The 26,566-nt window shown below is 60.7% G+C and carries 31 protein-coding genes; 8 read left to right on the top strand and 23 right to left on the bottom strand.

The window, feature by feature from the left end:
* Positions 1 to 455 precede the first annotated feature (455 nt).
* From ACTG36_RS06815 to ACTG36_RS06805, 3 genes are all read right to left on the bottom strand, one after another.
* Complete coding sequence (locus ACTG36_RS06815) at positions 456 to 638, bottom strand: hypothetical protein (RefSeq protein WP_375280542.1); 183 nt, start codon at positions 636 to 638, stop codon at positions 456 to 458.
* 96 nt (positions 639 to 734) lie between these two features.
* A complete protein-coding gene (locus ACTG36_RS06810) occupies positions 735 to 2,345 on the bottom strand; it encodes a peptide chain release factor 3 (protein ID WP_375280543.1) in 1,611 nt (536 codons plus the stop codon).
* A 32-nt stretch (positions 2,346 to 2,377) separates the two neighbouring features.
* The gene (locus ACTG36_RS06805; RefSeq protein WP_439141789.1) at positions 2,378 to 3,361 is read right to left on the bottom strand and encodes a Hint domain-containing protein; all 984 of its coding nucleotides are present in this window, start codon (positions 3,359 to 3,361) and stop codon (positions 2,378 to 2,380) included.
* Between the two features lie 117 nt (positions 3,362 to 3,478).
* Between ACTG36_RS06805 and ACTG36_RS06800 the strand changes: the two genes are divergently transcribed.
* A complete protein-coding gene (locus tag ACTG36_RS06800; protein ID WP_375280545.1) occupies positions 3,479 to 4,258 on the top strand; it encodes an SDR family oxidoreductase in 780 nt (259 codons plus the stop codon).
* 132 nt (positions 4,259 to 4,390) lie between these two features.
* The gene (locus ACTG36_RS06795) at positions 4,391 to 5,494 is read left to right on the top strand and encodes an ABC transporter ATP-binding protein (RefSeq protein ID WP_375280546.1); all 1,104 of its coding nucleotides are present in this window, start codon (positions 4,391 to 4,393) and stop codon (positions 5,492 to 5,494) included.
* Here ACTG36_RS06795 and ACTG36_RS06790 read toward each other — a convergent pair.
* Positions 5,429 to 6,112, bottom strand: coding sequence for a helix-turn-helix transcriptional regulator (locus ACTG36_RS06790; RefSeq protein WP_375280547.1), 684 nt, complete (start codon positions 6,110 to 6,112; stop codon positions 5,429 to 5,431). The two genes, ACTG36_RS06795 and ACTG36_RS06790, sit on opposite strands and share 66 nt — an antisense overlap.
* Before the next feature lie 196 nt (positions 6,113 to 6,308).
* Here ACTG36_RS06790 and ACTG36_RS06785 point away from each other — a divergent pair, with 196 nt between their 5' ends.
* The 4 genes from ACTG36_RS06785 to ACTG36_RS06770 are packed head-to-tail and all read left to right on the top strand — an operon-like array spanning position 6,309 to position 8,739.
* Positions 6,309 to 6,530 (top strand): twin-arginine translocase TatA/TatE family subunit, encoded by a 222-nt coding sequence (locus ACTG36_RS06785; RefSeq protein ID WP_375280548.1) that lies wholly within the window; start codon positions 6,309 to 6,311, stop codon positions 6,528 to 6,530.
* Positions 6,531 to 6,551: 21 nt separating this feature from the next.
* Positions 6,552 to 7,004 (top strand): Sec-independent protein translocase protein TatB, encoded by a 453-nt coding sequence (tatB, locus tag ACTG36_RS06780; protein WP_375280549.1) that lies wholly within the window; start codon positions 6,552 to 6,554, stop codon positions 7,002 to 7,004.
* Complete coding sequence (tatC, locus tag ACTG36_RS06775) at positions 7,001 to 7,906, top strand: twin-arginine translocase subunit TatC (protein ID WP_375280550.1); 906 nt, start codon at positions 7,001 to 7,003, stop codon at positions 7,904 to 7,906. Before tatB ends, tatC begins: the two co-directional genes overlap by 4 nt.
* On the top strand, positions 7,903 to 8,739 hold the full coding sequence (locus ACTG36_RS06770; RefSeq protein WP_375280551.1) for an ATP-binding protein: 837 nt from the start codon (positions 7,903 to 7,905) through the stop codon (positions 8,737 to 8,739). Before tatC ends, ACTG36_RS06770 begins: the two co-directional genes overlap by 4 nt.
* Before the next feature lie 47 nt (positions 8,740 to 8,786).
* Here the strand turns inward: ACTG36_RS06770 and ACTG36_RS06765 are convergent, their stop codons facing one another.
* The 6 genes from ACTG36_RS06765 to purF all read right to left on the bottom strand — a co-directional run bounded on the left by ACTG36_RS06765 (position 8,787) and on the right by purF (position 14,177).
* On the bottom strand, positions 8,787 to 9,980 hold the full coding sequence (locus ACTG36_RS06765) for a peptidoglycan DD-metalloendopeptidase family protein (RefSeq protein WP_439141785.1): 1,194 nt from the start codon (positions 9,978 to 9,980) through the stop codon (positions 8,787 to 8,789).
* Positions 9,981 to 10,041: 61 nt separating this feature from the next.
* The gene (locus ACTG36_RS06760; protein ID WP_375280559.1) at positions 10,042 to 10,683 is read right to left on the bottom strand and encodes a protein-L-isoaspartate(D-aspartate) O-methyltransferase; all 642 of its coding nucleotides are present in this window, start codon (positions 10,681 to 10,683) and stop codon (positions 10,042 to 10,044) included.
* The gene (gene surE, locus ACTG36_RS06755; protein ID WP_375280553.1) at positions 10,683 to 11,468 is read right to left on the bottom strand and encodes a 5'/3'-nucleotidase SurE; all 786 of its coding nucleotides are present in this window, start codon (positions 11,466 to 11,468) and stop codon (positions 10,683 to 10,685) included. The genes ACTG36_RS06760 and surE overlap by 1 nt, the downstream gene beginning before the upstream one ends.
* Before the next feature lie 198 nt (positions 11,469 to 11,666).
* On the bottom strand, positions 11,667 to 12,305 hold the full coding sequence (locus tag ACTG36_RS06750; RefSeq protein WP_375280554.1) for an SDR family NAD(P)-dependent oxidoreductase: 639 nt from the start codon (positions 12,303 to 12,305) through the stop codon (positions 11,667 to 11,669).
* A 44-nt stretch (positions 12,306 to 12,349) separates the two neighbouring features.
* A complete protein-coding gene (locus ACTG36_RS06745) occupies positions 12,350 to 12,595 on the bottom strand; it encodes a hypothetical protein (RefSeq protein WP_375280555.1) in 246 nt (81 codons plus the stop codon).
* 124 nt (positions 12,596 to 12,719) lie between these two features.
* Positions 12,720 to 14,177: an amidophosphoribosyltransferase gene (gene purF / locus ACTG36_RS06740; RefSeq protein ID WP_375280560.1), complete on the bottom strand. Its 1,458-nt coding sequence runs from the start codon at positions 14,175 to 14,177 to the stop codon at positions 12,720 to 12,722.
* Positions 14,178 to 14,347: 170 nt separating this feature from the next.
* Between purF and ACTG36_RS06735 the strand changes: the two genes are divergently transcribed.
* The gene (locus ACTG36_RS06735; protein WP_439141782.1) at positions 14,348 to 14,797 is read left to right on the top strand and encodes a hypothetical protein; all 450 of its coding nucleotides are present in this window, start codon (positions 14,348 to 14,350) and stop codon (positions 14,795 to 14,797) included.
* Positions 14,798 to 14,801: 4 nt separating this feature from the next.
* Here ACTG36_RS06735 and ACTG36_RS06730 read toward each other — a convergent pair whose 3' ends face one another.
* From ACTG36_RS06730 to pyrC, 12 genes are all read right to left on the bottom strand, one after another.
* Positions 14,802 to 15,362: a CvpA family protein gene (locus ACTG36_RS06730; protein ID WP_439141780.1), complete on the bottom strand. Its 561-nt coding sequence runs from the start codon at positions 15,360 to 15,362 to the stop codon at positions 14,802 to 14,804.
* 24 nt (positions 15,363 to 15,386) lie between these two features.
* A complete protein-coding gene (gene radA, locus ACTG36_RS06725; protein ID WP_375282294.1) occupies positions 15,387 to 16,754 on the bottom strand; it encodes a DNA repair protein RadA in 1,368 nt (455 codons plus the stop codon).
* A gap of 102 nt (positions 16,755 to 16,856) precedes the next feature.
* Positions 16,857 to 17,309: a paraquat-inducible protein A gene (locus tag ACTG36_RS06720; RefSeq protein ID WP_375282295.1), complete on the bottom strand. Its 453-nt coding sequence runs from the start codon at positions 17,307 to 17,309 to the stop codon at positions 16,857 to 16,859.
* A gap of 72 nt (positions 17,310 to 17,381) precedes the next feature.
* Entirely contained in the window at positions 17,382 to 18,140 is a 759-nt protein-coding gene (locus tag ACTG36_RS06715; RefSeq protein ID WP_375282296.1) for a DNA repair protein, read from the bottom strand.
* 291 nt (positions 18,141 to 18,431) lie between these two features.
* Positions 18,432 to 18,632, bottom strand: a complete 201-nt coding sequence (locus tag ACTG36_RS06710; RefSeq protein WP_375282297.1) for a hypothetical protein — start codon at positions 18,630 to 18,632, stop codon at positions 18,432 to 18,434.
* Between the two features lie 39 nt (positions 18,633 to 18,671).
* A complete protein-coding gene (locus tag ACTG36_RS06705; RefSeq protein ID WP_375282298.1) occupies positions 18,672 to 18,866 on the bottom strand; it encodes a hypothetical protein in 195 nt (64 codons plus the stop codon).
* A complete protein-coding gene (locus ACTG36_RS06700; RefSeq protein ID WP_439141777.1) occupies positions 18,863 to 19,609 on the bottom strand; it encodes an ABC transporter ATP-binding protein in 747 nt (248 codons plus the stop codon). The genes ACTG36_RS06705 and ACTG36_RS06700 overlap by 4 nt, the downstream gene beginning before the upstream one ends.
* Positions 19,610 to 19,685: 76 nt before the next feature.
* Entirely contained in the window at positions 19,686 to 20,462 is a 777-nt protein-coding gene (locus ACTG36_RS06695) for an MlaE family ABC transporter permease (protein ID WP_375281014.1), read from the bottom strand.
* On the bottom strand, positions 20,459 to 21,496 hold the full coding sequence (alr, locus tag ACTG36_RS06690; RefSeq protein ID WP_439141774.1) for an alanine racemase: 1,038 nt from the start codon (positions 21,494 to 21,496) through the stop codon (positions 20,459 to 20,461). The genes ACTG36_RS06695 and alr overlap by 4 nt, the downstream gene beginning before the upstream one ends.
* A gap of 136 nt (positions 21,497 to 21,632) precedes the next feature.
* Entirely contained in the window at positions 21,633 to 23,120 is a 1,488-nt protein-coding gene (locus tag ACTG36_RS06685; RefSeq protein ID WP_375281012.1) for a replicative DNA helicase, read from the bottom strand.
* A 211-nt stretch (positions 23,121 to 23,331) separates the two neighbouring features.
* Positions 23,332 to 24,006: an orotate phosphoribosyltransferase gene (locus tag ACTG36_RS06680; RefSeq protein WP_375281018.1), complete on the bottom strand. Its 675-nt coding sequence runs from the start codon at positions 24,004 to 24,006 to the stop codon at positions 23,332 to 23,334.
* Positions 24,007 to 24,099: 93 nt separating this feature from the next.
* On the bottom strand, positions 24,100 to 25,152 hold the full coding sequence (pyrC, locus tag ACTG36_RS06675; protein ID WP_375281011.1) for a dihydroorotase: 1,053 nt from the start codon (positions 25,150 to 25,152) through the stop codon (positions 24,100 to 24,102).
* A gap of 101 nt (positions 25,153 to 25,253) precedes the next feature.
* Between pyrC and ACTG36_RS06670 the strand changes: the two genes are divergently transcribed.
* Positions 25,254 to 25,535, top strand: a complete 282-nt coding sequence (locus ACTG36_RS06670) for a hypothetical protein (protein ID WP_375281010.1) — start codon at positions 25,254 to 25,256, stop codon at positions 25,533 to 25,535.
* 13 nt (positions 25,536 to 25,548) lie between these two features.
* On the opposite strand, the gene ACTG36_RS06665 is transcribed toward ACTG36_RS06670, so the two are convergent.
* Positions 25,549 to 26,487, bottom strand: coding sequence for a hypothetical protein (locus ACTG36_RS06665; RefSeq protein WP_375281009.1), 939 nt, complete (start codon positions 26,485 to 26,487; stop codon positions 25,549 to 25,551).
* Positions 26,488 to 26,566: the final 79 nt, after the last annotated feature.

Genomic DNA, 26,566 nt, shown 5'->3' with positions numbered 1-26,566 from the left:
CGTGGAGTTTGCAGCACTACTGGCCGCACATCTTCACGCGACCGGGCGGGCCGAATTGCCTGCCCTCTTGGGTGGGCCACACCTACGGTTGAGCGGGGCTAAGGTCAAGGAAACAAAGGACAACGTGCTTGCATGGCGCAAAGACGCCACAGGCTTGGGGTCCTGTGGCGCTTCAATTAAAATGATCGGTCAGAAAGTCGTAAGAGCGCGCGGGCGTTGGTCAGCACCGTTGTCTGCCATGTTTCGCTGTCGGTCACGGTTTAAAGCGCGCCCCGCAGGGTGATGCGTTCGCCTTCGACGTAGCCAGCCAGCGGATCGGCCATGGTGACTTGCAGGGAGGTGCCATGCTCGGGATCGCCGCAGAAAGGGCAGAACCCCATGTCGGAGATCAGGATGAATTCTTTGATGTCCGTCTCAGAATACAGCGGGACAACAGAGCCGAAGATGTCGAATTGCTATACCCCGTTTTCGATGGCGGAGCGGAAGACCTTACGGACCTCGTAAGAGGTGTCGGTGATGATTTCCTCAACCTCGATCTGGTCCAGCAGCGCCCAGTTGGCGTCGTCGGCCCAAACGGCACCGGCAAAGGTGGCCAGCGGGGCAGAGAGGGCGGCAATCGAAACACTGGTTTTGGTCATCGGGGTCTCCGTCATTGAACAAGCGCGACACAAGCCAGAACGATTCGCGTGATCCAATCAATTTTTACAGGGTCAGCAAAATGCTGCGGATCGGACTCAGCTGGCCATCATTTCCTTTGTGGCGGTCAGTTGGACATCGGGGTAGTCGCGTACGACGCGGTCGATGTCCCACTGCAAACGGGTGAGGTAAACGACATCGCCGTCGCTGTCTTCGCCAATGTGCTGTTTGTTGGCGGCGACGAAAGCCTCAACCGCGTCCTTGCTGCCCGACACCCAGCGCGCGGAGGTGAATTGCGATTGTTCGAACCGCACGGGCAGGCCGTATTCCATCTCGATCCGGCTGGCGAGGACTTCGAATTGCAGCTGGCCCACGACGCCCACGATAAAGCCCGATCCAAAGGTGGGTTTGAAGACTTTGGCGGCGCCTTCTTCGGCAAATTGCATCAGCGCCTTTTCAAGGTGCTTGGCTTTCAGCGGATCGCCCGCGCGCACGCCTTGCAGCAGTTCCGGCGCAAAGGACGGGATGCCTTTGACCTGCAGCGCCTCACCTTCGGTCAGGGTGTCGCCGATGCGCAACTGGCCATGGTTGGGAATGCCGATGATATCGCCGGCCCAAGCTTCTTCCGCCAGTTCACGGTCTGACGCGAGGAAGAGGACGGGGTTTGAGATTGCCATGGGTTTCTTGGTGCGCACATGGGTCAGTTTTTGCCCACGGGTGAAGTGGCCCGACGCCATGCGCACAAAAGCCACGCGGTCGCGGTGCTTGGGGTCCATATTGGCCTGCACCTTGAACACAAAGCCCGTGACCTTGCCCTCGTCCGGCATGATCTGGCGCGGTTCGGCCGATTGGGGCTGGGGTTCGGGGCCAAAGGCGCCGATGCCCTCCATCAGTTCACGCACGCCAAAGGAATTGATGGCGGAGCCGAACCAGATCGGCGTCATGGTGCCCTCAAGTACGGCCTTGGGATCAAGCGTGGGGAGGAGTTCCTTCGCCATCTCAATCTCTTCGCGGAATTGTTCCAGCAAGGGGGCGGGCACGTGGGCCTCCCACTGTGGATCATCAAGGCCGTTGATCTGGATGGATTCCGCCACGGTGTTTCTGTCGGCGCGGTCCATGATATCAAGGCGGTCGCGCAGGATGTCATAGCAGCCGATAAAATCGCGGCCCACGCCGATGGGCCAGCTGGCAGGCGTCACATCAATGGCAAGGTTTTCTTGAATTTCGTCAATAATTTCAAAGGTATCGCGGCTTTCGCGGTCCATCTTGTTACAAAAGGTCAGGATCGGCAGATCGCGCAGGCGGCAGACCTCAAACAGTTTTTGCGTCTGGCTTTCCACACCTTTGGCCCCGTCGATGACCATCACGGCGGCATCGACCGCTGTCAGCGTGCGGTAGGTGTCCTCCGAAAAGTCCGAGTGGCCGGGCGTGTCCACCAGATTGTAGCGCAACGATCCTTTTGCAGAGGCGAAATCAAACGACATCGCGGAGGCAGAGACCGAAATGCCTCGGTCCTTTTCCATCTGCATAAAGTCCGACCGCGTGCGCCGCGCCTCACCCTTGGCGCGCACCTGTCCGGCCATCTGAATGGCCCCGCCAAACAACAGGAATTTCTCGGTCAACGTCGTCTTGCCCGCATCAGGGTGCGAGATGATCGCAAAGGTGCGGCGGCGGGCAATTTCGGCGGGAAGGTCAGGGCGATTTGTCATGGCGCCGCTATAGCGGTGGCGCGGGGCAAGGTCTAGCTGGACGATGCTTTCTTGAGAAGCTGCACAATATCTGGCCGCGTGGCCAGGCTTTCTGGGACTTCGAAATCATTGTGCGGCGCGGTGGCGTGGGCATCCAAGGCCACGTCATCGGGCAGGGCGGCACGGGTGCGGGTGTCGACCAGCAGCGTTTCAGCGGCGATGCCTTCGGCGTAGATAATCTGGTGGTCATCGAACAGGATTTGGTAATAGTCGACGAACCCGCCGTCCTGCTGGGTCACTGTATCGCCGTTGATCAGATGACGCACTTTCACAAGGACTTCGGACCGGCCCGCGCCCAAATGATCCTCTCGTTGGTAGATGAACAAACGGTGGTCCGGTGACAGGACCAGATCACGGGTGTTGAACAACGCGCCTTCGCGGATGACCACGGGGGCGTAATCCCCCACCGCCCGCAGGGTGGTTTCCCCGATCCAACGGATCGCTTGGGGGCCTGCGTCGCGGGTCAGCACGCGGTCCCCGACTTGCAAGTCTTCGATCGGCACCTGCGCACCGGAGGCCAGTGTAATATGCGTGCCGCGTGCAAAGCGGACGCAGGCCACATCCCCGAATTTCATCTGCGCCGTGTCACGGTCGCTGCCCACAAGGCGGTACTCAGTTTCGGGGTTCAGGGTGGCCAGCGGCATCAAATAGACCTCGGCGGCATCCTCGCCCTCGACCTCCACCAAGATCAGCGCCTCATAGGTGGCACCATCGGGCGCCATGAGGGTGATCGCACAGTCCAGAAACAGCAGATTGCCGGGGGTTCCCGTGGCGCTTGCGTCCGAGATGACAAAGCCGCCGTCCCCACCGATCTCATAGGTCAGTGCCGTGCGGGCAAAGTCGGGTGACAGGTGGTAGACATCATCAAGGACCAATTCGTCCATAAAGGAAATCGCATCGCCCTCGGCCACGCCATCAACAACGCCAAAAGCGGCGGATGGAAAAACAGCGATGGTGTTGCGGGCGGTTTGGGACATCTGGGCTACATACTGGGAACAGGGGTGGTCATTGGCAATACAGCTAACGTAGAAACGTGGCGAAATATGGTCCTCGCACAGGTTTTGCGAGGGCACGGATATCGGAGGAGAGACATCATGGATATGGGCCTGAAAGGCAAGCGCGCATTGGTGTGCGCATCGTCAAAAGGATTGGGGCGCGGCTGTGCGGAGGCCTTGGCCGGTGAAGGCGTGGACCTGATCCTCAACGCACGCGGCGCTGAGGCGTTGGAGGCCACGGCGGCCGAAATCCGTGATCTTCACGGGGTCGATGTCGTGACCGTAGCGGGCGACATTACCGACGGGGAGGTTCAGGCGCAGGTGATCAAGGCGGCACAAGGCGTTGATATCTTGGTCAATAACGCCGGTGGTCCGCCTCCCGGCATGTGGACAGATTGGAACCGTGACGATTTCATCGCGGCCTTTGACGCCAATATGCTGGCCCCGATCGCCCTTATTCAGGCCTTGGTGCCTGCGATGATGGACCGGGGCTGGGGACGGGTGGTGAACATCACCTCGGCTTCCGTCAAAGCGCCCATTCCGGTGCTTGGTCTTAGCAATACAGCGCGCACGGGTCTGACGGGCTTTGTGGCAGGCACATCGCGGCAGGTCGCGGGGTCCGGTGTGACCATCAACAACCTGTTACCCGGCATTCACGCCACAGACCGCGCCATCAGCCTTGACCAAGGTGTGGTTGCCGCCCAAGGCATCACCATGGAAGAGGCCAAGGCGCAACGCGAGGCTACGATCCCCGCTGGGCGCTACGGCACCCGTGAAGAATTCGGCGCGGCCTGTGCGTTTCTGTGTTCGGACAAAGCGGGGTTTATCGTGGGTCAGAACCTGTTGCTCGATGGTGGCGCGCTGAACGCCACGATCTAGAGGGGGGCCAAAGTCTCATCGAGACTTTGGGGACAGACTTTCCATGAAAGTCTGCGCCCTTGCCTCGGTGGGGGTGCGTTGCTATCTGCACCGTTGAATACCCGATATTTTCCGTAAGGAATAAACGACCCCGTGGACAGGCCTGACACCGACATCCCCCGTCTTGAAATTCGCAACCTTGCGCGCAGCTTTGCAGGCCGCAAGGTGGTGGATGACGTGTCGCTGACGATTATGCCGGGGCAGGTGACTTGTTTGCTGGGCCCATCGGGCTGCGGCAAATCCACCACCCTGCGGATGATCGCGGGGATTGAAACACAGGACGCCGGTGAAATCTGGTCGGACGGTGCATTGGTGTGCGATGCGTCAACGCATACCCCGCCCGAGGCCCGTGGCATCGGGCTGATGTTTCAGGACTTCGCCCTGTTTCCCCATCTGACCGTTGCAGGCAACGTGGCCTATGGGCTCAAAGGCCGCGCGTCCAAGACCCGCGCACGGGTGGAGGACCTTTTGGCCAAGGTCGGCATGTCCGCCCATATCGACCGCTATCCACATGAGCTTTCGGGCGGCGAACAGCAGCGTGTGGCGCTGGCCCGCGCGCTGGCGCCGCGTCCGCGCATTATGTTGATGGATGAACCGTTCAGCGGTCTGGACGACCGTCTGCGCGACGATATTCGCGATGAGACGCTTGATGTCCTCAAGGCCGAAGGCACCGCTGTTCTGCTGGTCACCCATGAACCGGGTGAGGCGATGCGCATGGCCGATGAAATCGCGCTGATGCGCGGCGGCAAAATCGTGCAAAAGGGTGCGCCCTATAACATTTACAACACGCCGGTGGACAAAGACGCCGCCGCCTTCTTCAGCGACGTGAATGTGGTGTCAGCCACCGTGCAGGGGGCGCTGGCGCAATCGGCCTTTGGTCAGTTTCTGGTGCCCGGTGTGGCCGATGGGACGCAGGTGGATATCGTCATCCGCCCCCAACATTTGAAAATTGACTTCGACCGGTCCGGCAAGGGCCCCAACCCCACGATTGCAGACGGCACGCCCGCGCGCGGCACTGTCAAACGTGCGCGGTTTATGGGGGTCGAAAGCCTTGTGGAATTTGACTTGGACGATGGCAGCCAGATGTCCGCCTTGGTCCCATCGGTGTTTTTGCCCAAACCGGGCATGGTCCTATGGTTGATGATCCGGCGCGACAAATGTTTCATCTTCCCGCGCGCGCATCAGCCGGTAATCTGACAGACGTTTGCCTTCTTCGTCCACAAAGAGGCTGGGCAGCACACGGCAGGCCGTGATCTGGTCAATCCGCAGATCGTCGAACTTACGGGTCGTGTCGCACCACACGATGCAGGTCCACAGCCGTCCCCAGTAATCCAGCTGCAAGGGCCGCACCGTCCGGTCACGATCTGTGGTCAACTTCAGCTTTTGGCGCGCGCGGATGGCGCTGCGGATTTTTGGCAGATGTTGAAAGCCGCGTGCGGCATCGGCAAAGGGGTAGACCGCCAAGGTGCGCGGGGCGTCGCCCTCGGGCAGCACCCCGTCGAGTTTGGTGGCAAGCGATGTGGCCGCCGCCGCCAGATCGGGATCCTGCGCCTGCCGCATGGCGGCGAGGCCCACATGCAGCGCCTCCAACTCAGCCATGCTCAGGTTCAGGGGCGGCAGAGTGATGGCGGCGGTGACGCGGTAGCCCGTGCCGCGTTCGCCTTCGATCGGCACGCCTGAGGCCGCCAGCGTGTCCATATCACGGTAGATCGTGCGCAACGACACCCCCGTGGCGCGCGCCAGATCGGCGGCGCGGTGCAGATCGCCGTCCCGTAAAAGGCGAATCAATGTCATCAGACGGTCAGCGCGGCGCATTTGCCCTCCTTTGCATGTGCAGAATTGTCAAAAATCTGTCAGTTGTCAATTTAGTGACACAAAAAGCCTGAAACCCTTGTAAAATTGGCTCCGATTTGTCGATTTTCGCTTTCCTCGGGGGTGGTTTTGCGTACAACTGGCCTTCGCAATGATTTTGCGGGTGCAACATGCCCGCCTTTGGTTTCGGAGAGAGAACATGCTCAACAACATCGGCCTTCCTGGCCTTCTTCTGATCGCCGTCGTGGTTCTGGTCCTGTTTGGCCGCGGCAAAATCTCGTCGCTGATGGGCGAAGTCGGCAAAGGCATCACCGCGTTCAAAAAGGGCGTGGATGACGGCAAGCAAGAACTTGAAGACGGCATGGCCGAGGCCAAGGATGTCACCCCTGCGGAAGAGACCAAAGAAGAAACCAAGGTCTGAACGTAGCATAGGGATTGCCTGATGTTTGATCTTGGCTTTATGGAAATGCTGGTGATCGGGGTCGTCGCCCTGATCGTGGTGGGGCCCAAAGATTTGCCCGGACTGTTTCGGTCCGTGGGGCGGTTCATGGGCAAGGCCAAGGGGATGGCGCGGGAGTTTTCCAGCGCCATGAATGCCGCCGCGGATGAAGCCGGAGTGGGTGAGATCAACAAAACGATCAAAGCCGCCGCCAACCCGCAAAAATTCGGTGTCGATAAGATCCGCGAAGCCACCAAGATGGAAAAGCCGGCCTCTGATGCGGAGGCGGCCAAACCCGCCACGGCCACAGACAAACTGCGTGCGGAAATGACCGAAGAACGCAAGGCGACGGCGGAAAAGATCAACAAGGCGATGGCCGAGAAAGCCGAACAACGTATGGCTGCCGAAAAGGCGCAGGCTGAGGCGGCTGAGGCCGCCGCGAAGGACGCGACATGAGCCAGACCGACACCCCCGATGAGGTCGAAGACAGCGCAGCCCCGCTGATCGAACATCTGGCCGAACTGCGCACGCGTCTGATCCGCTGCGTGGTCTATTTCCTGATCGGGATGATCATCTGTTTCACGGTCGCCACGCCGATCTTCAACTTCCTGACGGCCCCTTTGTGTTCGGTTCTGGCGGACCGTGGGCAGGATTGTGATCTGATCTTTATCTCCCCCCAAGAGGGTTTCTTTGTGGCGATCAAGGTGTCGCTGCTGGGCGGGTTCATCCTGTCGTTCCCGTTTATCGCCAACCAGATGTGGCGGTTTGTGGCGCCGGGGCTGTATCGCAACGAAAAGGGTGCGTTTTTGCCGTTTCTCGTGGCTTCGCCCTTTATGTTTTTGTTGGGCGCGTCCTTTGCGTTCTACGTTGTCACCCCGCTGGCCTATGATTTCTTCTTGGGGTTTCAGCAGTTTGGCGGTGAGGGGGAGGCCGTGGATGCCGGTATGAATGCGGCACCGCTGTCGGTGGTGTTCCAGGGCTCCGCCCAGGAATACCTGAACCTGACCGTGAAGTTCATTGTGGCCTTTGGCCTGTGTTTCCAACTGCCGGTGTTGTTGACCCTGATGGGCAAGGCCGGTCTGGTCAGCGCAGAGGGGCTGCGCAATGTGCGAAAATATGCGGTCGTGGGCATTTTGGTGCTGGCGGCCTTGGTGACGCCGCCCGATGTGATCACGCAGATCATCCTCTTTGTGGTGGTCTACGGCCTGTACGAGGTGTCGATCCAACTGGTCAAACGGGTGGAACGTCAGCGTGAGGCCAAACTGCGGGCCGAGGGTCTGTGGTTTGAGGACGACGAAGAGGCCGAAGATTTCGAAGCGGCAGCTGATGACGCTGAGGATGATGGGGCCACCAAGTGAGCGATGAGGCCTTAGCCCGGATCGCGGCGGCGCTGGAACGACTGGCGCCGCCCCCCGCCACAGCCCCCGATTTCAGCGCCTCTGCCTACGTCTGGCACGCGGATCCGGACCGGCTGGACCCTGTGGACACCGTCAACCGTGTGGACCTGTCTTTGCTGGTGGGCATCAACCGCAGCCGCGACACGCTGCACGCCAATACCTTGCAATTTGCCAAAGGGCTGCCCGCGAACAACGCCTTGTTGTGGGGCGCGCGCGGAATGGGAAAATCCAGCCTTGTCAAAGCGATCCACGGCGCAGTTCACGCATCGCACGAAGGCCTGAAAATCGTTGAGGTCCAGCGCGAGGACCTGCCCAGCATTGGCCGCTGTCTGGCGCTTTTGCGGGGGCGTCCGGAACGGTTTATCCTGTTTTGTGATGACCTGAGCTTTGGTCACGATGATGCGCATTACAAGTCGCTGAAGGCGGTTCTGGACGGCGGGATTGAGGGACGGCCTGAGAATGTGGTTCTTTATGCCACGTCAAACCGCCGTCATCTGATGCCCCGCGATATGATCGAAAACGAAAAGCAATCGGGAATCAATCCGTCCGAAGCAGTTGAAGAAAAGGTGTCCCTGTCTGACCGTTTTGGTCTGTGGCTGGGGTTCCACCCATGCACCCAAGACGAATATCTTGAGATGATCCGTGGCTATTGCGACACCCACGGGATTGCGATTTCGGATGAGGATTTGCGGGCGGAGGCCATTGAATGGCAGGCCACACGCGGGTCCCGGTCTGGGCGTGTGGCCTGGCAGTATTTCACCGATCTGGCCGGTCGGCGCGGCGTGTCGGTTTAGGCGAAAGTCTTCTGATTTTGGCGGGCGAACAAAATTCCAGAATTTTGTTACGGCAAGTAGTCGGCAGGGTCGACGCTTTCCAAACCATCGCGCACTTCAAAATGAAGGAAGCTGGGGCTGCCTGCGGCCACTTTTGCGATGGATTGGCCTTGGGTGACGCTGTCGTCTTTGGCCACGCTCAAATCGTCCACGTTCACATAGACGGTCAGGATATTGCCTGTGTGGCGCACCACAACGATCTGCGCGCCGTTGGTGTTTTGCGTGATCGCGGCCACCGTGCCTGCGGCGGCGGCTTTGACGGATGTGCCTGCGGGCACGCCGATATCAATGCCTTCGTTGCGGCCCGGATTGTAGGCGCGGATGATGTCGCCTTGTACGGGGTAGATGAAGGGCGCGCTGGTCGCAGGCGTTGAGGCCTGCCCGATATCCGGCGCGGGCACGGGTGCTTCGACGGCGGGGGCTTGCGGTGTGGCATCGACGCTGGGCAGGGGGGCCACCGCGCTGGGCGGGGTCGGTGTGCTGGACCCTTGGCCAGGGGCCGCTGTGGCAGGACGGCTTGGCGGGGTTGCGCCTGCTACGGGGATCAACAACTGCTGGCCTTCACGGATCGCAAGGTCAGACCCCAGACCGTTCCATTCCGCCAGCGCGGCCACAGGCACATCGTACAAACGCGCGATCTGGAACGCCGTTTCGCCACGGGCCACGCGGTGCAATCCGGGTTCTTGCCCCGTTTGCGGCGCGGGTGTCGCGGCGGCGGGTGTTGTTGTCTGTTCGCCTGCGCGGTCAATCGCGTCAGAGGCCAGCGTCGTCACATTCACCGCAGGAGGCTGAGTGGGGGCCGTGGTCACGGCGCCCGTCGCAGGTGAGGGTTCGGCCACGCGCGCGGGCAGGGCCACGATTTCATCGCGGCGCAGGGCCACATCGGCGTCGACGCCGTTGAAGGCGGCCAGTGCATTGGCGTCCAAATTCAGGCGGGTCGCGATCTGGCGGACGGTTTCGCCACGCTGGGCCACGACCACCTGATAATTGGGGTAGGAAATCACGCCACGGTCATCGGGGCGGGGCCGGTCGGCCAGGTTCTGGGCGGCTGCCGTGGTGTTACATCCACCGCCCAACCCCCTGAGGTCACTGTCCAAATTCAGCGGGGTCAGGTTGAAATTCTCGTCGCAGGCGGCAAGGGCCAGCAGGGCCGTTGAGGCCAGACAGACGGACCGGATGCGGGATATGCTTTGGCGGGGCATTGTGGCTCACTCCTCAGGATGTCGGATCTTATGCCCGACTTTGCAGTGTTATACCGCGATTTCAGTCTTTCCCCAAGCCCTCAAGCAAGGGGACGAAGCGCACTGGGCGAATTTCCTCATACTCGAACCCTGTTTCTGTGCGGCTGACGCGGATCAATTGCTGGACGCTGTCCGACTGCCCCACGGGCAGGACCATGATGCCCCCCACCTTAAGCTGTGCCAGCAGTGGCCCGGGCGGGTCCTCGGCGGCGGCGGTCACAAGGATGCGGTCAAAGGGGGCCTGATCGGGCAGGCCGAAACTTCCGTCGGCGGTGAAGGCCGTCAGATTGGTGATGTCGAGCTTGGTAAAGATCGCGCGGGCATCGCGCATCAGCGTCTTGTGCCGGTCCACCGTATAGACGCGGCGCGCCAGATGGCTGAGGATTGCGGCCTGATAACCAGAGCCCGTCCCGACCTCGAGGACCTTGTCACGCGGTTGCACCTGCAAGGCCTGCGTCATCAGGCCGACGACGGACGGCTGACTGATGGTCTGGCCGCAGGCAATAGGCAGGGGCATGTCGTCATAGGCGCGATCGGCGAAATGGCCTTTGACAAACAGGGCGCGGTCCGTGCGTTCCATGGCCGTCAACACCCGCGCGTCCGTCACGCCTTTGGAGCGCAGCGCGAACAGGAATTGCATCTGGCGTTCGGCAAGCGTGGACATCATGAGAGGCGTGTTTCGAGGTCTGACAAAAGATCATGGGCCGTCAAATCGGCGCGCATGGGGGTGATGGAGGTGTAGCCGTCAAGGTTCGCGGTCACATCGGTGCCCGCGCCCGTTGGCACGTCTTGCGGGCCACCGGTGACCCATAAAAAGCGGCGGCCGTTGGGGGCCGTGACCGGCGTCATGCCGAACTTGGTGTCGCGGCGGAACCCTTGGGACGCGACTTTGTGGCCTTTGACATCACGGGCGGACACGGGCGGGAAATTGACGTTGTAGAACACGCGGTAGTCGTCCTGCGTCCAGATGCCTTTTTCCCAGATGGCGCGGACGGTGGCCGCACCATGGACTGCTGCGGCCTCAAACGGGTCATCCAGATCGCGGTTGCCAGGGCCGAAAAATTGGCTGAGCGCAATGCCGGGCACGCCTTGCAAGGCGGCCTCCATAATCGCGCCGATGGTGCCGGAGTAGAGCGTGTTGTCGGCGGCGTTATTGCCGCGGTTGACGCCGGACAGGATCAGATCGGGGGGCGTGTCTTTCATCACATCATAGAGCGCGGCCAGCACGCAATCCGCAGGTGCGCCCTCCATAGCAAACCGTTTGGGGCCGAATTCGGTGATCAACGAGGGGTGCGCATAGCTGATGCAATGGCCCACACCTGATTGTTCAAATGCGGGGGCGACGGTCCAGACCTCTCCATCTTGGCCAGCGACGTCGCGGGCGATGGCTGTCAGCGTGGCCAGACCGGGGGCATTGATGCCGTCGTCGTTGGTGATGAGAATGCGCATGATGTGCCCCTTTGTGGATGTGATACGCCAGCGGGTTTGGGCCGACAAGCGGGGGCGTGCAGTGGGCGCGCGGGCGTTGCAGGAAAGACTCTGACGGGCCGGGATTTGAGGCGGGCCGACCCTCCGGGGGGAGTTTTTTGGGCCAGATGAAGACGGGACGCGCAAATCCGCCACGGGCGCGCGGGACGGCAGACGGGGCTAGGCGAGGATATCGGGCAGCAAGCGGGTGGCCTCTTCGCGGGGGTCCGCCAGCGTGCTGCGGTCTTCGCCGGGATAGAACCGCGCGCGGGTGGCGCTGGCCATGGGCTGCGGTTGCAGGATTTTCACCTGCGGGCCGGTTCTGGCCGTTTCTGTCTGCCACGATTGGGCCAGCGCGATCTGGGCCGATTTGGTCGCCCCGTAGGAGCCGAAAAACGGCGCTCCGCCGCGTGGGTCGTCAAGAAACACCGCTTTGCCTGCTGCCCCCAGAAGCGGTGCCACATAAGAAATCAGCCGCGATGTGGCGGTCAGGTTCACATCTATCGATTTGCTGAAATCGGACGGGTTGACGTGGCTGGCAGGGGTCAGTGGTGCTGCGTGAATGGCGGCGTGGACCCACAGATCGAGGCTGCCCCAGCGATCAAAGATCGACCGGCACAGCTGTTGCATGGCGGCGTCCACGGTGATGTCCATGGGGGCCAATGTGGCCTCACCGCCCAAGGCTTTGATCCGGTCGTCGAGGTCTTCGAGCGCCCCGGTGGTGCGCCCGAGTGCGATGATGTGATGGGTGGGGGCCAAAGCCTCAGCCAAGGCCGCGCCCAGCCCGCGGGAGGCGCCGGTGATCAATGCAGTTTTCATAGGCGTTCTTTAGGCGCGCGCGCGCGGTTTGGCAATGCGTGCGGCTAGCCGATGACAAGGCGGTGCATGGTCTGGCCATCGGCCACCATCGCCCAGCCGTCGCCCGTCCCGATGAGGGTCAACCCGTCTTGGGGTGTGCCTTGATCGAGCATCAGGTTGGCCCCGTGGCGGCGGATGAGGGCGCGGGCGCTGTCGGCGGTTGTGTAGATGCCCAGCAGGGTCAGCGGCCGGTTGAGGCCGGTGGCAGGTTCGGTGGCCGCGCGGGCGGTTTCCGCGTTGGTCGTTGGCATGGTATCGCTCCGATCAGTCGTGTCGAAGGCGATTTAGGCATCATGCTGCAGGTGCGAAAGGGGGTGTGACGGAGCGTCAGACCGCCTCGGCACGAAATGGCCGATGGGCCTTGTTTTGCGGGCGTTATTCTGCAGCCGTTTTCATTTCAAACCCCTGTTCCAGCATGTCTGCCGGTTTGACGGGGTATTCGCCGGAGAAGCAGGCGTCGCAATACCGGGGCGCCTTTGGGTCGCGGCCCGATGCTTCGCCCACGGCTCGGTAGAGGCCGTCGAGGGAGATGAATTTCAGGCTGTCGACGCCCAGATGGTCGCGCATTTCATCCTCGGACATTGTGGCGGCCAGCAGCTTTTCGCGCTGGGGCGTGTCGACGCCGTAAAAGCACGGCCATGCGGTGGGGGGCGACGCGATGCGGAAGTGAACTTCAGCCGCGCCCGCATCGAGAATCATGTCCTTGATCTTGCGCGAAGTGGTGCCGCGCACCACGCTGTCGTCCACCAAAATGACCCGTTTGCCTTGGATCAACGCGCGGTTCACGTTGAGTTTCAGGCGCACCCCCATGTTGCGGATGCTTTCTGTGGGCTCAATAAACGTGCGGCCCATGTATTGGTTGCGGATGATGCCCATGGCGTAGGGAATGCCCGATTCCAGCGAATAGCCGATGGCCGCAGGCGTGCCTGAATCGGGCACGGGGCAGACCAGATCGGCCTCCACGGGGTTTTCCTTGGCCAGTTCGCGGCCAATGTTTTCGCGGGTTTCATAGACGCTGCGCCCGCCAAGGATGCTGTCGGGGCGGCTGAAATAGACGTGTTCAAAGATGCAGAACCGCGATTTTGCGGGGCGGAAGGGGTGGTGGCTTTGCACGCCTTTTTCCGTGATGACGACCATTTCGCCGGGTTCGATTTCGCGCACGAATTTGGCGTTGATGATGTCGAGGGCACAGGTTTCAGACGCCAGCACCCAGCCGTCGCCCAATTGGCCCAGCACCAGCGGGCGCACGCCCAGCGGGTCGCGGCAACCGATCAGTTTGGTGCGGGTCATGGCGACAACGGAAAACGCGCCTTCGACTTTGCGCAGCGCCTCTTCCATGCGGTCGGGGATGGAATTGCCCATGGACCGCGCCATCAGGTGGATGATGCATTCGCTGTCTGATGAGCTTTGGAAGATCGACCCGCGCCCGATCAGTTCTTTGCGCAGCGCCATGGCGTTGGTGATGTTGCCGTTGTGGGCGATGGCCGCACCGCCCATGGCGAATTCGCCAAAGAAGGGCTGCACGTCGCGGATCTGGGTGGCGCCCTTTGATCCGGCGGTGGAATAGCGCACATGGCCGATGCCGATGGGGCCGGGGATCATGGCCAGCGTGTCTTCGTCGGTGAAATTGTCGCGCACCAGCCCGAATCGGCGGGCGGAGTTGAACCCCTGTTCGGGATCATGGGTGACGATGCCGCCTGCCTCTTGTCCGCGGTGTTGCAAGGCGTGCAGGCCAAGGGCCACAACGGAGGCCGCGTTGGCGACGCCGACCACGCCGAACACCCCGCATTCTTCCTTGAGTTTATCGTCGTCGAAGGGATGGGCGGGGGGCATTTGATCGCGCAAAGTCTGGGACACGTGGGGCAGCTCCGAATCCGGGGTGGCGTGTGGGGGCGGTTTAACCCTTCGTTACGATTCTGTCACGTAAGGATCGGCGGTTTTGGGCTGGGCCTGTGGCGCGCAGATGACTAGGCTGATGCCCAATCACAATGAAGGGACAGCGGATGGTTGGTTTGATTGCAGCAGCGGCGATGGTGGCATCGTTTTTCCTGCCTTGGGTGGCCTTTTTCGGCACCGAATTGGCACCCGTCTACTTCTTTGATGAAAACGCCCCGCCCATGGGGGATTACCCATGGCGGGTCTATGCCGTGATGGCCAGCTTTGTCGTCGCGGCTTTGGCGGTTCTTTGCGTTGTTTTGCGCCGCAGGGCCGGTCTGGTCATGTTGATCGCGGGGGGTATTCCGGTGGGCCTGATCGCGGAGCCCATCCTGCGCGGTGTGGATCAGATACAGGACCTGCCCGTAGAGGTGCCGCGCGGGCTTCCGGGGGGGGGCGATGTGCAGGGCCTGCTGGACACGCTGTCGCAATATATCGCGATTGGCCTGCCAATGTATCTGATCGCGGCGGCCGTTTTGGTCTTGGTGGGGCTGGTTCGCGTGGTGCGCGGGACCTGACCGGTTATTCAGGTGCGCCGCAGTTGCCGACCAACTGTTCGTACTGTGTGGTGATCCAGCCCAAAGCGGCCTCCGGGTCGCGGTCTTCGACGGACCCCGTGAGGTTGGAGAACACAGCGATGGCGCGGGAATTTTCAATCATTTCGATGTTTTGGGACTCCAGCACCGTTTGGTAGACGAAGAACGCAACGGCGACCAACAGAATGCCGCGCAGGGCACCAAACAGGAACCCAAGGCCCTGATCGAGCCCACCCAACACCGACCGTTGGATCAGCGATGAAAAGAGCGGCGTAAAGATCGACGCAATCACCAGAACCACGGCAAAGACGGCTGCGAAGGCGGCGATGATGCTAAGTTCACAGCTGTCGCCAATGAAATCCCCGATGACGGGAATTTGGCGGACCAACGGGGTCACCTGATCGGCAAAGATGAAGGCCACGATGGTGGCGACGATCCAGCCCGCGATGGCCAAAGCCTCACGTACGAAACCACGGCTGTAGGCCAGCAAAGCGGACAACACGATGATGAGGGCCACGACGCCGTCGATAATAGTAAAGTCAGCCATGGTATTCCCGATCTACGCTGGGGGCTATCTGGCCCCGAAAACCTGTTCCACAAACGTGTGAAGGTCCTGCATTTCGCGCACCCCGACACCTGCGTCACCGCCGCGCTTTGCGCGCACCGGCGTGATTGCGGAGGTAAAACCAAGTTTTGACGCTTCTTTCAACCGATTTTCGGTCTGGGGCGCCGGTCGTAGGCCCCCTGAGAGGCTGATTTCGCCAAATATGACACTTTCCTTGGGCAGTGCCGCGTCTTCACGTGCGGAAATCAGCGCAGCAGCCACCGCCAGATCGGCGGCAGGTTCGCTCACCCGCAGGCCGCCTGCCACGTTGAGGTACACATCAAGCCCCGTGAAAGGCACACCCGCGCGGGATTCGAGGACGGCAAGGATCATCGCCAAACGCGAGCCATCCCAGCCCACAACCGTGCGGCGCGGCTGGCTGTGGGGGGAGGGCGCCACAAGCGCCTGAAATTCGCACAACATGGGCCTCGACCCTTCGATGCCCGCAAAAACCACCGACCCCGGTGCCGGATCGCCGCGTTCGCTGAGAAACAGCGCGGAGGGGTTTTTAACCTCAGCCAGACCTTTGCCCGTCATCTCAAACACGCCGATTTCATCGGCGGGACCAAAGCGGTTTTTGACCGCCCTTAGGATGCGGAACTGGTGGCCCCGTTCGCCTTCGAAATAAAGAACCGTGTCGACCATATGTTCGACCACACGCGGGCCCGCGATGGCGCCTTCTTTGGTGACATGGCCCACCATGACCACGGCGATGCCCCGCGATTTGGCAAAAGACGTCAGTTCATGGGCCGCCGCGCGGACTTGGGATACGGAACCCGGTGCGGCCTCGACCGTGTCGAGCCACATGGTCTGGATGGAATCGATGATGACGAAATCGGGCTGCTCCGCCTCAAGTGTGGTCAGAATATCGCGAAGGTTGGTTTCCGATGCGAGTTTGACGGGGCTTTCCGTCAACCCCAATCGCCGCGCGCGCATTTGCACCTGCGAGGCCGATTCCTCACCCGAGATATAGAGGACCTTCAGCCCGTTGCGGGCAAACCTTGCGGCGGCCTGCAACAAAAGCGTGGATTTGCCGATGCCCGGATCGCCGCCCACCAGGAGGGCCGAAGCTTTGACCAGACCGCCGCCCAGCGTGCGGTCCAATTCCCCCACGCCGGATAGCGTGCGGGGCGGTTCCTTTTCGGTCGTGGCCAAGTCGGTGAGGGTGATTTCCTTACCGCGGATGCCGCCCATGGCCTTTTTCGATTTTGGGCCTGTGGACAGCGGCTTGACCTCTTCGATCGTGTTCCATTCGCCGCAGGTATCGCAGCGGCCTGACCACTTGGTCGTGGCGGCGTTGCATTTGGAACAGATGTAGGTGGGATCTTTGGCCATGTTCTTGTTTTGGTCCTGTTTCGCGTTGGACGCAAGGGCCGCGTGTGCAGCCTGTGTGGGATTTGAGTTTTTTTGGCCAGATGAAGGGGGGACCGCGGCGTGTTACCGGGGTTGTTTTGCCAGATGGCGGGCGGTGAGGATGGACACCGCGATGGAGCCTATGACGCAGGCGGTGAAAAGATAAAGGCCCCAGCCGCCCTCAACCGTGACGCGGCCAGCACCTTTGACGACCACCACATAAAGCGCGATGAGAAAGATGTCAGCCATGGCCAGTTTGCCCAGATAGCCCAGCACGGGCAGCGTTTTCGCCTTGAGCAGGTCAAAATGCACAAGGGCCAGGCCAATGGTTTTGAGGTACGGCGCGAAGATCGCAAAAGCCGTGACAATCAGCGCAAGGAACACATCACTGGCCCAAAGCGATTGCACGCCCGAGATGACCGAAATTTCGTCCATGCCAAAAATGGGCAGCAGGGCCGCGCGCAAAAGCGGTGCGAACCACGCGATGGGAAAAAGGACAAGCAGCGACAGGTTGGCTGCGCGAAGGATGTTAAGCATGTCAGGCCCTTGAGCGTTTCAAACCTTGTCGCCCAAAGCAAAACGCCCCGCAAGGGCGAGGCGTTTTAAAGATTATTCGGCTGCGGGTTTTTGCGGCAGGGGCACGATCTCGGCGCTGTCTTTGCCCAAGGTGTAGCCCAGTCCGGGCAGCGTGGCCTCCAGCTGTTCTTCAAGCTGGCTCAGTTGGCTGGCCACGACGCTTTCTTCCAGTTCGACCTGCTGGGACCATTTGCGGATGTCGCGCAGGTTGTGGTGGGCCTCAACGATGAGGGTTTGCTGACGCTCGACCTCTTCTTGACGTTGACGCAGGAAGGTTTTGGCGCGGGCGACCTTTTCGTCGTTGTAGATATCGGCCAGTTCGCGCGACTGATGGGACATTTGGGCGGCCAATTCCATGATCTGCGGCTCCAACGTGTCCAGATCAGGGTGATCGCGAAGATAGGCGAGGCGTTCGCGCACAGCGTCGAATTCCGAACTCATCGTGAAGACGCCGGAGCGGTCGGCGGTGTGGCAGACGTGATAGGCACGGGCCACGTCCTCCATCGACACACGAAAATCGCGGTGTGCGCGTTCCAGCGACATGATGCGGCCCGCGCTGGGCATGAAGAAAAAGAGAGAGGCCAGCATGACCGTCAGCGCGATTTGCGTGACCATGCCTGCGTTGGGAACGGTATACTCCCCGAAGACAGCGGTGAACGTCAGCCATGGCACCGCACCGAATGCGGCGGCAGTGGTGTAGGCAATGGCCGCAAGGCCCGTCACCAGAATGAGACCCAAAGACATAGAATGAAGCACACGGTGACCACGTGCCACCAAAGACCGATCAGACACTTAGAACCCCCCAGGTTTGGCTGTTTAGATCGTTAACTCTAATCTAGGCAAAAAGTTGCCGACGCCTAAGGGGAAAAACGCAAAAACTGTCACCAAGTCATGAATTCCGGAAGAAAAACAGGATCTTGCAGAGGTTTGTTTCCGAATGAGCGACAAAACGTCTGGTCTAAAGGGATTGTTTTGGGCGTTGTGTAGGGGGACATCTTGTAGTTCGAAAATCCGCCTCCACTATATACAGCACAGCAGAGCACATCTGCGGAAACCTACGCCAGATTGAATACGATTCGGTGTCTACAGCGCAAAGTTGATCTGGCTCAGGTTCACAAACGCCCCGATGCCAGCCATCAACAGCAGGCCACCGATGACCAAGAAGACGCGATAGGGATGTTTGGACCGCTTGGTTCGGATCGCGCCGATCCCGCCCCAGAGGACCAAGATAAGTCCCACCAGCGGAAGCAGGTAGGCTGCGACGAGAAGGGCGATAAGGTCCATGCGTAGTCCTTGTGTTGTGGTGGGTCGCGCCGACAGCCGTCAGAGGGACCAGTCCGCTTGACCGAGGGCGTAGGCGTAAAGAGCGAACAGTCCTGCGGCGATGACAAGCCCCACAAGTAACACAATCACCAGGATTTTTGCCCAACGTTGGCCTTTGCCCCAGCCGGTGTAGGCCAGCGCGATCAAAAGAACGGGGAGGGCCACGGGCCCCACATCAAAGAGCAGGTCGATCATCTGACAGCCTCAATCGGGCCTGTGGCGCGACCGTTGATGAACTGCGCAAGATACGGGTCGTCCGCGTGGTCGAGGTCTGCCACGGGGCCGGTCCAGCGGATTTTGCCATCGTGCAGCATCGCCACGTCGTCTGCGATGGCACGGACGGAGGACATGTCGTGGGTGATGGTGATGGCTGTGACGCCCAGATCGGTGACAATTTCGCGGATCAGGTCGTTGATGACACCCGCCATGATCGGATCAAGGCCGGTTGTCGGTTCGTCGAAAAAGATCACCTCGGGATCAGCGGCAATGGCACGGGCGAGGCCCACACGTTTTTGCATGCCGCCCGACAGCTCAGCGGGCAGGCGGTCGGCCACGTCGGCGGACAGGCCGACACGGCGCAGTTTGTCGAGTGCTGTGGCGCGCGCCGTGGCACGCGGTTGTTTGAGGCTGCCGCGCAGCAGACGGAAAGCCACATTTTGCCACACGGGCAGGCTGTCAAACAGGGCAGCACCTTGGAACAGCATCCCGAAGCGGGCCAAAAACGCGTCGCGATCGGTTTTAATGATGTCGGTGCCGTCCACGGTGATGGTGCCGCTGTCCGGTGGGACAAGGCCAAGGACAGATTTGATCAGCACCGATTTGCCCGTGCCCGACCCCCCGATGACGACCATGGAGCGACCTTTACCCACGTGCAGATCGACACCGCGCAGCACGGCATTGGCCCCGAAGGATTTATGGACGTTGTCCAGAGTGATCATGGACGGATGGTCCCTGCGGGGCGGGCGGCCCAAATTCGCGAATCTTGGCGGCGCGGGGGAAGGGGGTGTGAATGGTTCATGCGGAAAAGAACGCCTCTGTCAGGGCGAAGTTGGCCGCGAGGATCGCCACGGCGGCGGCGACCACGCTGGATTTTGTCGCACGGCCCACGCCCATGGCGCCGCGGTCGCTGTGCATGCCGTAGTAGCACCCCATGAGTGCTGCGATGAACCCGAAGACAGCCCCCTTAACGAGGCTTGAGACGATGTCTGTTGCCGTCAGAAAATCGGCGGTGTTTTGCAGGTAGGCTGCCGCGTTGAACCCCAGTCGTTCGGTGCCCACCAGATAGCCGCCATAGATGCCGATGATGTCGCCCACGGCAACAAGCACGGGCATGACCAAGGTGGCGGCCAGCACGCGGGGCAGGGTCAGGTATTTCATCGGGTTGGTGGACAGCGTGACCAGCGCGTCGATCTGTTCGGTCACCTTCATGGTGGCGATTTCGGCGGCGATGGACGACGTCACCCGTGCGGCGATCATCAGGCCCACCAACACCGGCCCCAATTCGCGCACCATGCCGATGGCCACGATCTGGGGCACCACGGCCTCCGCCGAAAAGCGCGCGCCGCCTGCGAAGATTTGCAGGGCCAGCGCGCCGCCCGTGAAAAGCGCCGTGAGGCCTACGACAGGGAGGGAGAAAAAGCCGATCTGGATCAGGGCGCTGCCAAATTCACGCCCGTAAAACGGGGGGCGGATCAGATGTGACAGGGTCTCGCCCGTGAACACCGCCAAGCGGCCAATGGCTGCGAGAAAGGCCAGACAGGTGGCCCCCAGACGCCCAAGCAGCGTGATCATCCGCCCGAATAGCGGCGTTGATAGCGCGCGCCCAATGACGTCAGAATTTCATAGCCGATGGTGCCCGCCCGTGCGGCCAAGGCATCCACGGTCTGGTCGGGGCCAAGGATTGACAGCGCACCCGGCAGGTCGGGCAGGTCGGTCACATCGGCGGTGATCAAATCCATGGAGACGCGGCCCACGACAGGCACCTCTTGCGACCCATGATACAGATGCGCACCAGCCCCCAAGGCGCGGATTAAGCCGTCGGCGTAACCCCCTGATACGGTTGCAATCTTGGATGGGCGCTGGGCTGTCCAACTGTTGCCGTAGCCCACGGTTTCACCCACCTCCACTTCGCGGATCTGGATCACCGGCAAGTCGAGGTAAGCGACCGGTTGCGCATCGGCAAAAGGCAGGCCGCCATACAGGCCCACGCCGGGGCGGACCATGTCGAAATGATACTCAGGCCCCAGCAAAATGCCGCCTGTGGCCGCCAAGGATCGGGGCACGGAAATGCCGTCGGTCATCAGGTGAAATTGGTCCAGCTGCTGGCGGTTCATCGGGTGGTCCGGTTCATCGGCGCAGGCCAGATGGGAGATCACCATGCGGCAGTTTTGCGACAGCGCAATTTCCGCAACACTGGCCCATTCGGACATCTCAAGCCCCAGCCTGTTCATGCCGGTGTCCAGTTGCATCCCGAAGGGGTGTTCGGGCAGACCTTCAAGGTGGCGGGTCAGTTGGCCGACAGTGTTGATCATCGGCGTCAACATCATATCCGCGATCATATCCGTATCGCCACGCATATGGCCCGAGAAGATGCAGATTTCCACATTAGGACCAAGGGCTTGGCGCAATGCTGCACCTTCTTCAGCCACAGCCACGAAGAACCGTTTGACGCCAGCCCGCATCAGCGCGCGCCCGACTTTGTCCGCGCCCAGACCATAGCCATCGGCCTTCACCACGGCGGCGGTTTCAGCGGAGGAGAGAGCATCCAAAGCGCGCCAGTTCGTGGTCAGCGCGTTCAGATCAACATTGAGAAAACCAGTAGACATGAGCGTGTTTGTGACAGGGGCGGATGGGTGCTGCAAGGGGCTGCATCGGTTTGGCAGGATCGCGCCCGATTTCGAGTCCGGATTTAGGTATTTTTGAACCAGAGAAACGGGGCCGCGCGGATGACCTCTACGCGGTTTAGAATTCCTGATCGCTGCCTTGCTGCCACGGTTTCACAAGGTTGCCGAAGCGGGTGAATTCCGGTGTGAAGCTAAGTTCAACCGTGCCGATGGGGCCGTGACGTTGTTTGCCGATGATGACTTCTGCCTTGCCAAAGAGGCTGTTCATCTTGTCCTGCCAGACGGCCATGGCCTCAAGGTTGCTGTCATCGGGCTTTTCGCGTTCGACGTAGTATTCGCCGCGGTAGACGAACATGACGACGTCGGCGTCTTGCTCAATCGAGCCGGATTCGCGCAGGTCCGAGAGCTGCGGGCGTTTGTCTTCGCGGCTTTCGACCTGACGGGACAGCTGGGACAGGGCGATGACCGGGATGTTGAGTTCCTTGGCGATGGCCTTGAGGCCCATGGAAATCTCACCGATTTCCTGCACACGGTTGTCGGACGTGCCGCGCACCAGCTGCAAATAGTCCACGATCAGCAGGTCCAACCCATGGGTCCGTTTCAGACGGCGGGCCCGGGCGGCCAGCTGGCTGATCGGGATGGCGGCGGTGTCGTCGATGAAAAGCGGGCAGGCCTCAAGCTGTTTGGCGGCGTCCACAAAGCGGCGGAATTCGCCTTCGGTCATGTCGCCTTGGCGGATTTTGTGGCTGGAGATTTCGGAGGCTTCGGCAAGGATACGACCCGCCAGCTGTTCGGCCGACATCTCAAGCGAGAAAAAGCCCACCACACCGCCATCGACCGCCCCTTCGGACCCGTCGGGCATTTTGCCCTTTTTGTAGGCCTTGGCGACGTTGTAGGCGATGTTGGTCGCGAGGGACGTTTTGCCCATGGATGGACGACCGGCCAGTATCAGAAGGTCGGATTTGTGCAGGCCGCCCAATTTTCCATCCAGATCGATCAGGTCCGTGGCCACACCAGCCAGCCCGCCGTCACGTTGATAGGCGGAATTGGCGACGTTGACGGCTTCGGTTACCGCCTTGAGGAAGGACTGAAAGCCCCCTTCGGACGTGCCTTGTTCAGCCAGTTTATAAAGCGCCTGTTCGGCTTCGACGATTTGTTCTTTGGGTTCAGAGGCAACATCGACCTTGGCGGCTTTGGTGGCGATGTCCTGGCCCACCGTGATCAATTCGCGGCGCACGCTGAGGTCATAGATCATCTGCGCATAATCGCGTGCGGCAAAGGCGGAAATCGCGGCACCGGCCAGACGCGCCAGATAGGCAGGGCCGCCCAGTTCTTTCAGCCCCTCGTCGTCTTCAAGAAACGCCTTGAGCGTCACCGGCGAGGCGAGGTTGTTTTTGGCAATGCGGGCCGCGGCGGTCTCAAAAATGCGGGCGTGGACGGGATCGTAGAAATGCTCCGGTCCGACGATGGAGGCCACGCGGTCAAAGATGTCGTTGTTGGTCAGGATCGCGCCCAAGAGCTGCTGTTCGGCTTCGATGGAATGGGGGGCATTGTCGACATTGGCCTCGGTTGTGCCCGATGCGTTGAAAGTCGTGATCTCGTTCATGGCCTGTCCCCTTTGTCGCGTCGCCGGATCGGTTGTGGCGCGTCCCACCGCGGACCTGTGTGATACAAAGCCGCCCCGCCCAGCGCAAATTGTATAAAGCTGTGGATAGGATGTTGGCGACAGTGTGCCACAAAATATGGCCTGCGCCTAGGGGCGGCCGGCCATATGTGGTAAAACAGGCGGCGCTTCGGCCTTAACTATTTTTTAACAATCAGGCGTGGGCGGCGGACCAACCTGCGGGGTCCTTCAGATAGGCCTCAACTGCGTCCAACGTGGCCGCATCAAAGGAATCGGAGGCTTTTGCTTCGGCCAGAACATCCCACCATGTGCACAGATGCAAAAGCTGCACGCCGTGATCGGCCAGCGTCTGTTCGACGCCTTCAAAGATGCCATAAAAGAAGATGACGGCGGTGGCGTTACAGGTCGCGCCGGTGTCGCGGATCGCATCAACGAAGGACAGTTTTGATCCGCCATCGGTCGTCAGGTCCTCAACCAACAACACCCGCTGGCCTTCGGTCATGACACCTTCGATGCGCGCGTTGCGTCCGTAGCCTTTGGGCTTTTTGCGCACGTATGTCATGGGGAGGGCCAGACGTTCGGCCATCATCGCACCAAAGGGAATACCGGCGGTTTCGCCGCCTGCGACGTTGTCAAAGGCCTCAAACCCCACTTCGCGCATGGTGGTGACGGCCAGAAAATCCATCAAAGTGGTGCGGATGCGCGGAAATGAAATCAGCTTGCGACAATCCACATAGGTGGGGGCCTTTTTGCCCGACGCATGGGTGAACGGCTCTGTGGCGTTGAAATCAATCGCGCCGATCTCAATCAGCATCCGTGCGGTCAGCCGCGCAATCTCGGCCTTGTCAGGGTAGGAGGTGGGGATCATGGCGATGGGGTCCTTCATTCATCTGGCCCGAAAACTCCCGCCGGAGGCAACAAATTTCCGGAAATTTGTTCGTCTAAAATTCGGGAATTTTAGTCAGCCTTCGACGCTCCAATGCAGCGGGAAGCCGGGATCAAAAACGGTGACGGGGCCGTCGCCGGTTTCAATCTGGTCCGGATAAGTGACGGGCGCGCCGCGGGTGAGGGTGATCGTCTCGTCATTTGGGTCCAACCCGTAGAACCGGGGACCCGCGAGGGAGGTGAAGTTTTCCAACTTGTCCAAGGCGCCTGCGGCATCGAACACTTCTGCCAGACAGGACATGGTGTTGGGCGCCGTAAAGCAGCCCGCGCAGCCGCAAGGCAGGAATTTATTGGCATCCGTATGCGGCGCGGAATCCGTGCCCAGAAAGAACCGTTTGTCGCCAGAGATGGCGGCGGCCACCAGCGCGATACGGTGCTTTTCCCGTTTGGCCACGGGCAGGCAGTAATAATGGGGTTTGATCCCGCCTGCCAGAATGTGGTTGCGATTGATGATCAGGTGGTGCGTCGTGATCGTGGCCGCCAGATTGGACCGGCTGTCGCGGACGTAGTCCACCGCATTTTCCGTCGTCACATGTTCCATGATGATCTTGAGGTCGGGGACCTTTTTGCGGATCGGTTTCAGCACGCGGTCGATGAACACGGCCTCGCGGTCAAAAATGTCGATGTCCGCGTCCGTCACTTCGCCGTGCACACACAGCGGCAGGCCGATTTCAGCCATGCGCTCCAGAACGGGGCGGACCTTGTCAAAATCCTTCACCCCGGAGGCGGAGTTCGTCGTGGCCCCCGCAGGATAGAGTTTCACCGCCGTGATGATGCCGTCTGCAAAGGCCTGCGCCAGATCGCCTGCGTCAGTGTCTTCGGTCAGATAACAGGTCATCAGCGGGCGGAATCGGCTGCCCTCGGGCAGGGCGGCCATGATCCGGTCGCGGTAGGCGCTGGCTTGGGCGCCAGTCACCACCGGGGGCACCAGATTGGGCATGATGATGGCACGCGCGAAGTGGGCGGCGCTCATGGGGGCCACGGCTTGCATCATGGCACCGTCTCTGAGGTGCAGATGCCAGTCATCGGGGCGGCGGATTGTCAGGCGGTCAGGCTGTGTCTTAGGCATGTCCCCGCCTTACACCGCTTGAGGGAAACTGGGAAGAGGGTTCCCCCTTGCGCGTAGGTTTCACTTGCGGAAAATGACGCAAGCTAAAAAGGGAATTAAATATGCTCGGATTTATTATTGCCGTTATCGCAGGCGGCGTCACACCCATGATCGAGGGCCCTGTTGCGCGCCCGGTCGCCCGTGCCTTGGGCAAAAACATCGAAATTCAGGACAGTGAAATCCGCCTGATCGCGTTTATGGTCGCGATGATTGGTGCTGCCATCCTGTGCGTGATCTTCGACAGCGGCTCTGCGCTGGGTCTGATGGTCGGCGGCAGCTTGGGCTATTTCGGCATGCGTCTGGTGCGCTGGGTGCAGCGGATCATCGAAGGCCGTCGCGACTGAACGTGTCTTAGGCTCAGGGCGTGATGCCCTGGGCCTCCAATTCGGCCAGCTTTTGGGCAAAAAGCGGCCGGTTGGCATTGTCTGTCACTGCGCGGCACAGACGGGCCAGAAGGCGCGGATGTGTGCCTGCATCGTCCAACTCATTGAACAATGTGCGCAGGTATTTAAGATTGTCTTGCCGTGCGCGCCACAGGTGCGCATAGCTCAGCTCTGTCAGTTCACCGGCCATGGCCTGTTCGATCAGATCGGTCCAAATGCCCAGCCCCATCAAAGACCGGTCGGCCCGCTTGTTCAGGTTGCGGCAGAGCAGATGGCGCGTGTTGTCCCCCCGAAAGAGAGAGGCATGCACTGCATCTTCAAGGATCAGCGGATCATGGATGATCCAGACGTCGCTTGCGGTTTCAACCATTTGCGGCGCATAGCCATAGCGGCTGGAAAAATCGAGGCGACGCGCCTTGGGGAACCGTCGGTCCCATCCTGCCAGACCCGTATCCAAGGTCGCCTGCGGCTGGATCGCCAGCACCCGCGCATCGGGCGCGGCCACAGAAAACGCAGCGGCCGCATAGCCGCCAGCCCCCGCACCGTAAAACAGGATTTGGTCGAAATCGTCGAAAAATCCGTCGTCGATCATCCTGTCGAAAAAGCCGAACATCGCCGGATGGCGGAACCAATCACCGGCCCGTTCAGACATGATCGTCAGGCTGGACCACCCGTTGTCCGTTACAAAGGACCAGCCCAAGGGGGCCGCCCCTACATTTGTGCCGCGGATGGTGGCTGCGGCCTCGAACGTGACCAACAAGGTGCGTCCGGCATCGATGAAAGCGGCGGAATGGTGGGGGCCAACGGGTTCGAAATACCCGTGATCCTCGCTCACCGTTTCAAGCGTTTCGGTCCAGTCCTCGGGGGCGAGGCCGGACAAATCGTATTGGAAGCTAGCAGCGACATCTTTCATACTACGTACTCTTACTTCGTGTGATCCCACTCACAAGATAGCCTTTTGGTCAGGAAATGGGGCAGAATTGCGCGACGCG

It is taken from the genome of Pseudooctadecabacter sp. (assembly GCF_965657175.1).
In the GTDB taxonomy this organism is placed as follows: Bacteria; Pseudomonadota; Alphaproteobacteria; order Rhodobacterales; family Rhodobacteraceae; genus Octadecabacter.
This window is presented reverse-complemented; position numbering and strand designations above follow the sequence as displayed.

Coding starts and splice junctions, on each gene's coding strand:
- ACTG36_RS06815 (WP_375280542.1), bottom strand. CDS start 638: ATGACCAAAACCAGTGTTTCGATTGCCGCCCTCTCTGCCCCGCTGGCC.
- ACTG36_RS06810 (WP_375280543.1), bottom strand. CDS start 2,345: ATGACAAATCGCCCTGACCTTCCCGCCGAAATTGCCCGCCGCCGCACC.
- ACTG36_RS06805 (WP_439141789.1), bottom strand. CDS start 3,361: ATGTCCCAAACCGCCCGCAACACCATCGCTGTTTTTCCATCCGCCGCT.
- ACTG36_RS06800 (WP_375280545.1), top strand. CDS start 3,479: ATGGATATGGGCCTGAAAGGCAAGCGCGCATTGGTGTGCGCATCGTCA.
- ACTG36_RS06790 (WP_375280547.1), bottom strand. CDS start 6,112: ATGCGCCGCGCTGACCGTCTGATGACATTGATTCGCCTTTTACGGGAC.
- ACTG36_RS06785 (WP_375280548.1), top strand. CDS start 6,309: ATGCTCAACAACATCGGCCTTCCTGGCCTTCTTCTGATCGCCGTCGTG.
- tatB (WP_375280549.1), top strand. CDS start 6,552: ATGTTTGATCTTGGCTTTATGGAAATGCTGGTGATCGGGGTCGTCGCC.
- tatC (WP_375280550.1), top strand. CDS start 7,001: ATGAGCCAGACCGACACCCCCGATGAGGTCGAAGACAGCGCAGCCCCG.
- ACTG36_RS06765 (WP_439141785.1), bottom strand. CDS start 9,980: ATGCCCCGCCAAAGCATATCCCGCATCCGGTCCGTCTGTCTGGCCTCA.
- ACTG36_RS06760 (WP_375280559.1), bottom strand. CDS start 10,683: ATGTCCACGCTTGCCGAACGCCAGATGCAATTCCTGTTCGCGCTGCGC.
- surE (WP_375280553.1), bottom strand. CDS start 11,468: ATGCGCATTCTCATCACCAACGACGACGGCATCAATGCCCCCGGTCTG.
- ACTG36_RS06750 (WP_375280554.1), bottom strand. CDS start 12,305: ATGAAAACTGCATTGATCACCGGCGCCTCCCGCGGGCTGGGCGCGGCC.
- ACTG36_RS06745 (WP_375280555.1), bottom strand. CDS start 12,595: ATGCCAACGACCAACGCGGAAACCGCCCGCGCGGCCACCGAACCTGCC.
- purF (WP_375280560.1), bottom strand. CDS start 14,177: ATGCCCCCCGCCCATCCCTTCGACGACGATAAACTCAAGGAAGAATGC.
- ACTG36_RS06735 (WP_439141782.1), top strand. CDS start 14,348: ATGGTTGGTTTGATTGCAGCAGCGGCGATGGTGGCATCGTTTTTCCTG.
- ACTG36_RS06730 (WP_439141780.1), bottom strand. CDS start 15,362: ATGGCTGACTTTACTATTATCGACGGCGTCGTGGCCCTCATCATCGTG.
- radA (WP_375282294.1), bottom strand. CDS start 16,754: ATGGCCAAAGATCCCACCTACATCTGTTCCAAATGCAACGCCGCCACG.
- ACTG36_RS06720 (WP_375282295.1), bottom strand. CDS start 17,309: ATGCTTAACATCCTTCGCGCAGCCAACCTGTCGCTGCTTGTCCTTTTT.
- ACTG36_RS06710 (WP_375282297.1), bottom strand. CDS start 18,632: ATGGACCTTATCGCCCTTCTCGTCGCAGCCTACCTGCTTCCGCTGGTG.
- ACTG36_RS06705 (WP_375282298.1), bottom strand. CDS start 18,866: ATGATCGACCTGCTCTTTGATGTGGGGCCCGTGGCCCTCCCCGTTCTT.
- ACTG36_RS06700 (WP_439141777.1), bottom strand. CDS start 19,609: ATGATCACTCTGGACAACGTCCATAAATCCTTCGGGGCCAATGCCGTG.
- ACTG36_RS06695 (WP_375281014.1), bottom strand. CDS start 20,462: ATGATCACGCTGCTTGGGCGTCTGGGGGCCACCTGTCTGGCCTTTCTC.
- alr (WP_439141774.1), bottom strand. CDS start 21,496: ATGTCTACTGGTTTTCTCAATGTTGATCTGAACGCGCTGACCACGAAC.
- ACTG36_RS06685 (WP_375281012.1), bottom strand. CDS start 23,120: ATGAACGAGATCACGACTTTCAACGCATCGGGCACAACCGAGGCCAAT.
- ACTG36_RS06680 (WP_375281018.1), bottom strand. CDS start 24,006: ATGATCCCCACCTCCTACCCTGACAAGGCCGAGATTGCGCGGCTGACC.
- pyrC (WP_375281011.1), bottom strand. CDS start 25,152: ATGCCTAAGACACAGCCTGACCGCCTGACAATCCGCCGCCCCGATGAC.
- ACTG36_RS06670 (WP_375281010.1), top strand. CDS start 25,254: ATGCTCGGATTTATTATTGCCGTTATCGCAGGCGGCGTCACACCCATG.
- ACTG36_RS06665 (WP_375281009.1), bottom strand. CDS start 26,487: ATGAAAGATGTCGCTGCTAGCTTCCAATACGATTTGTCCGGCCTCGCC.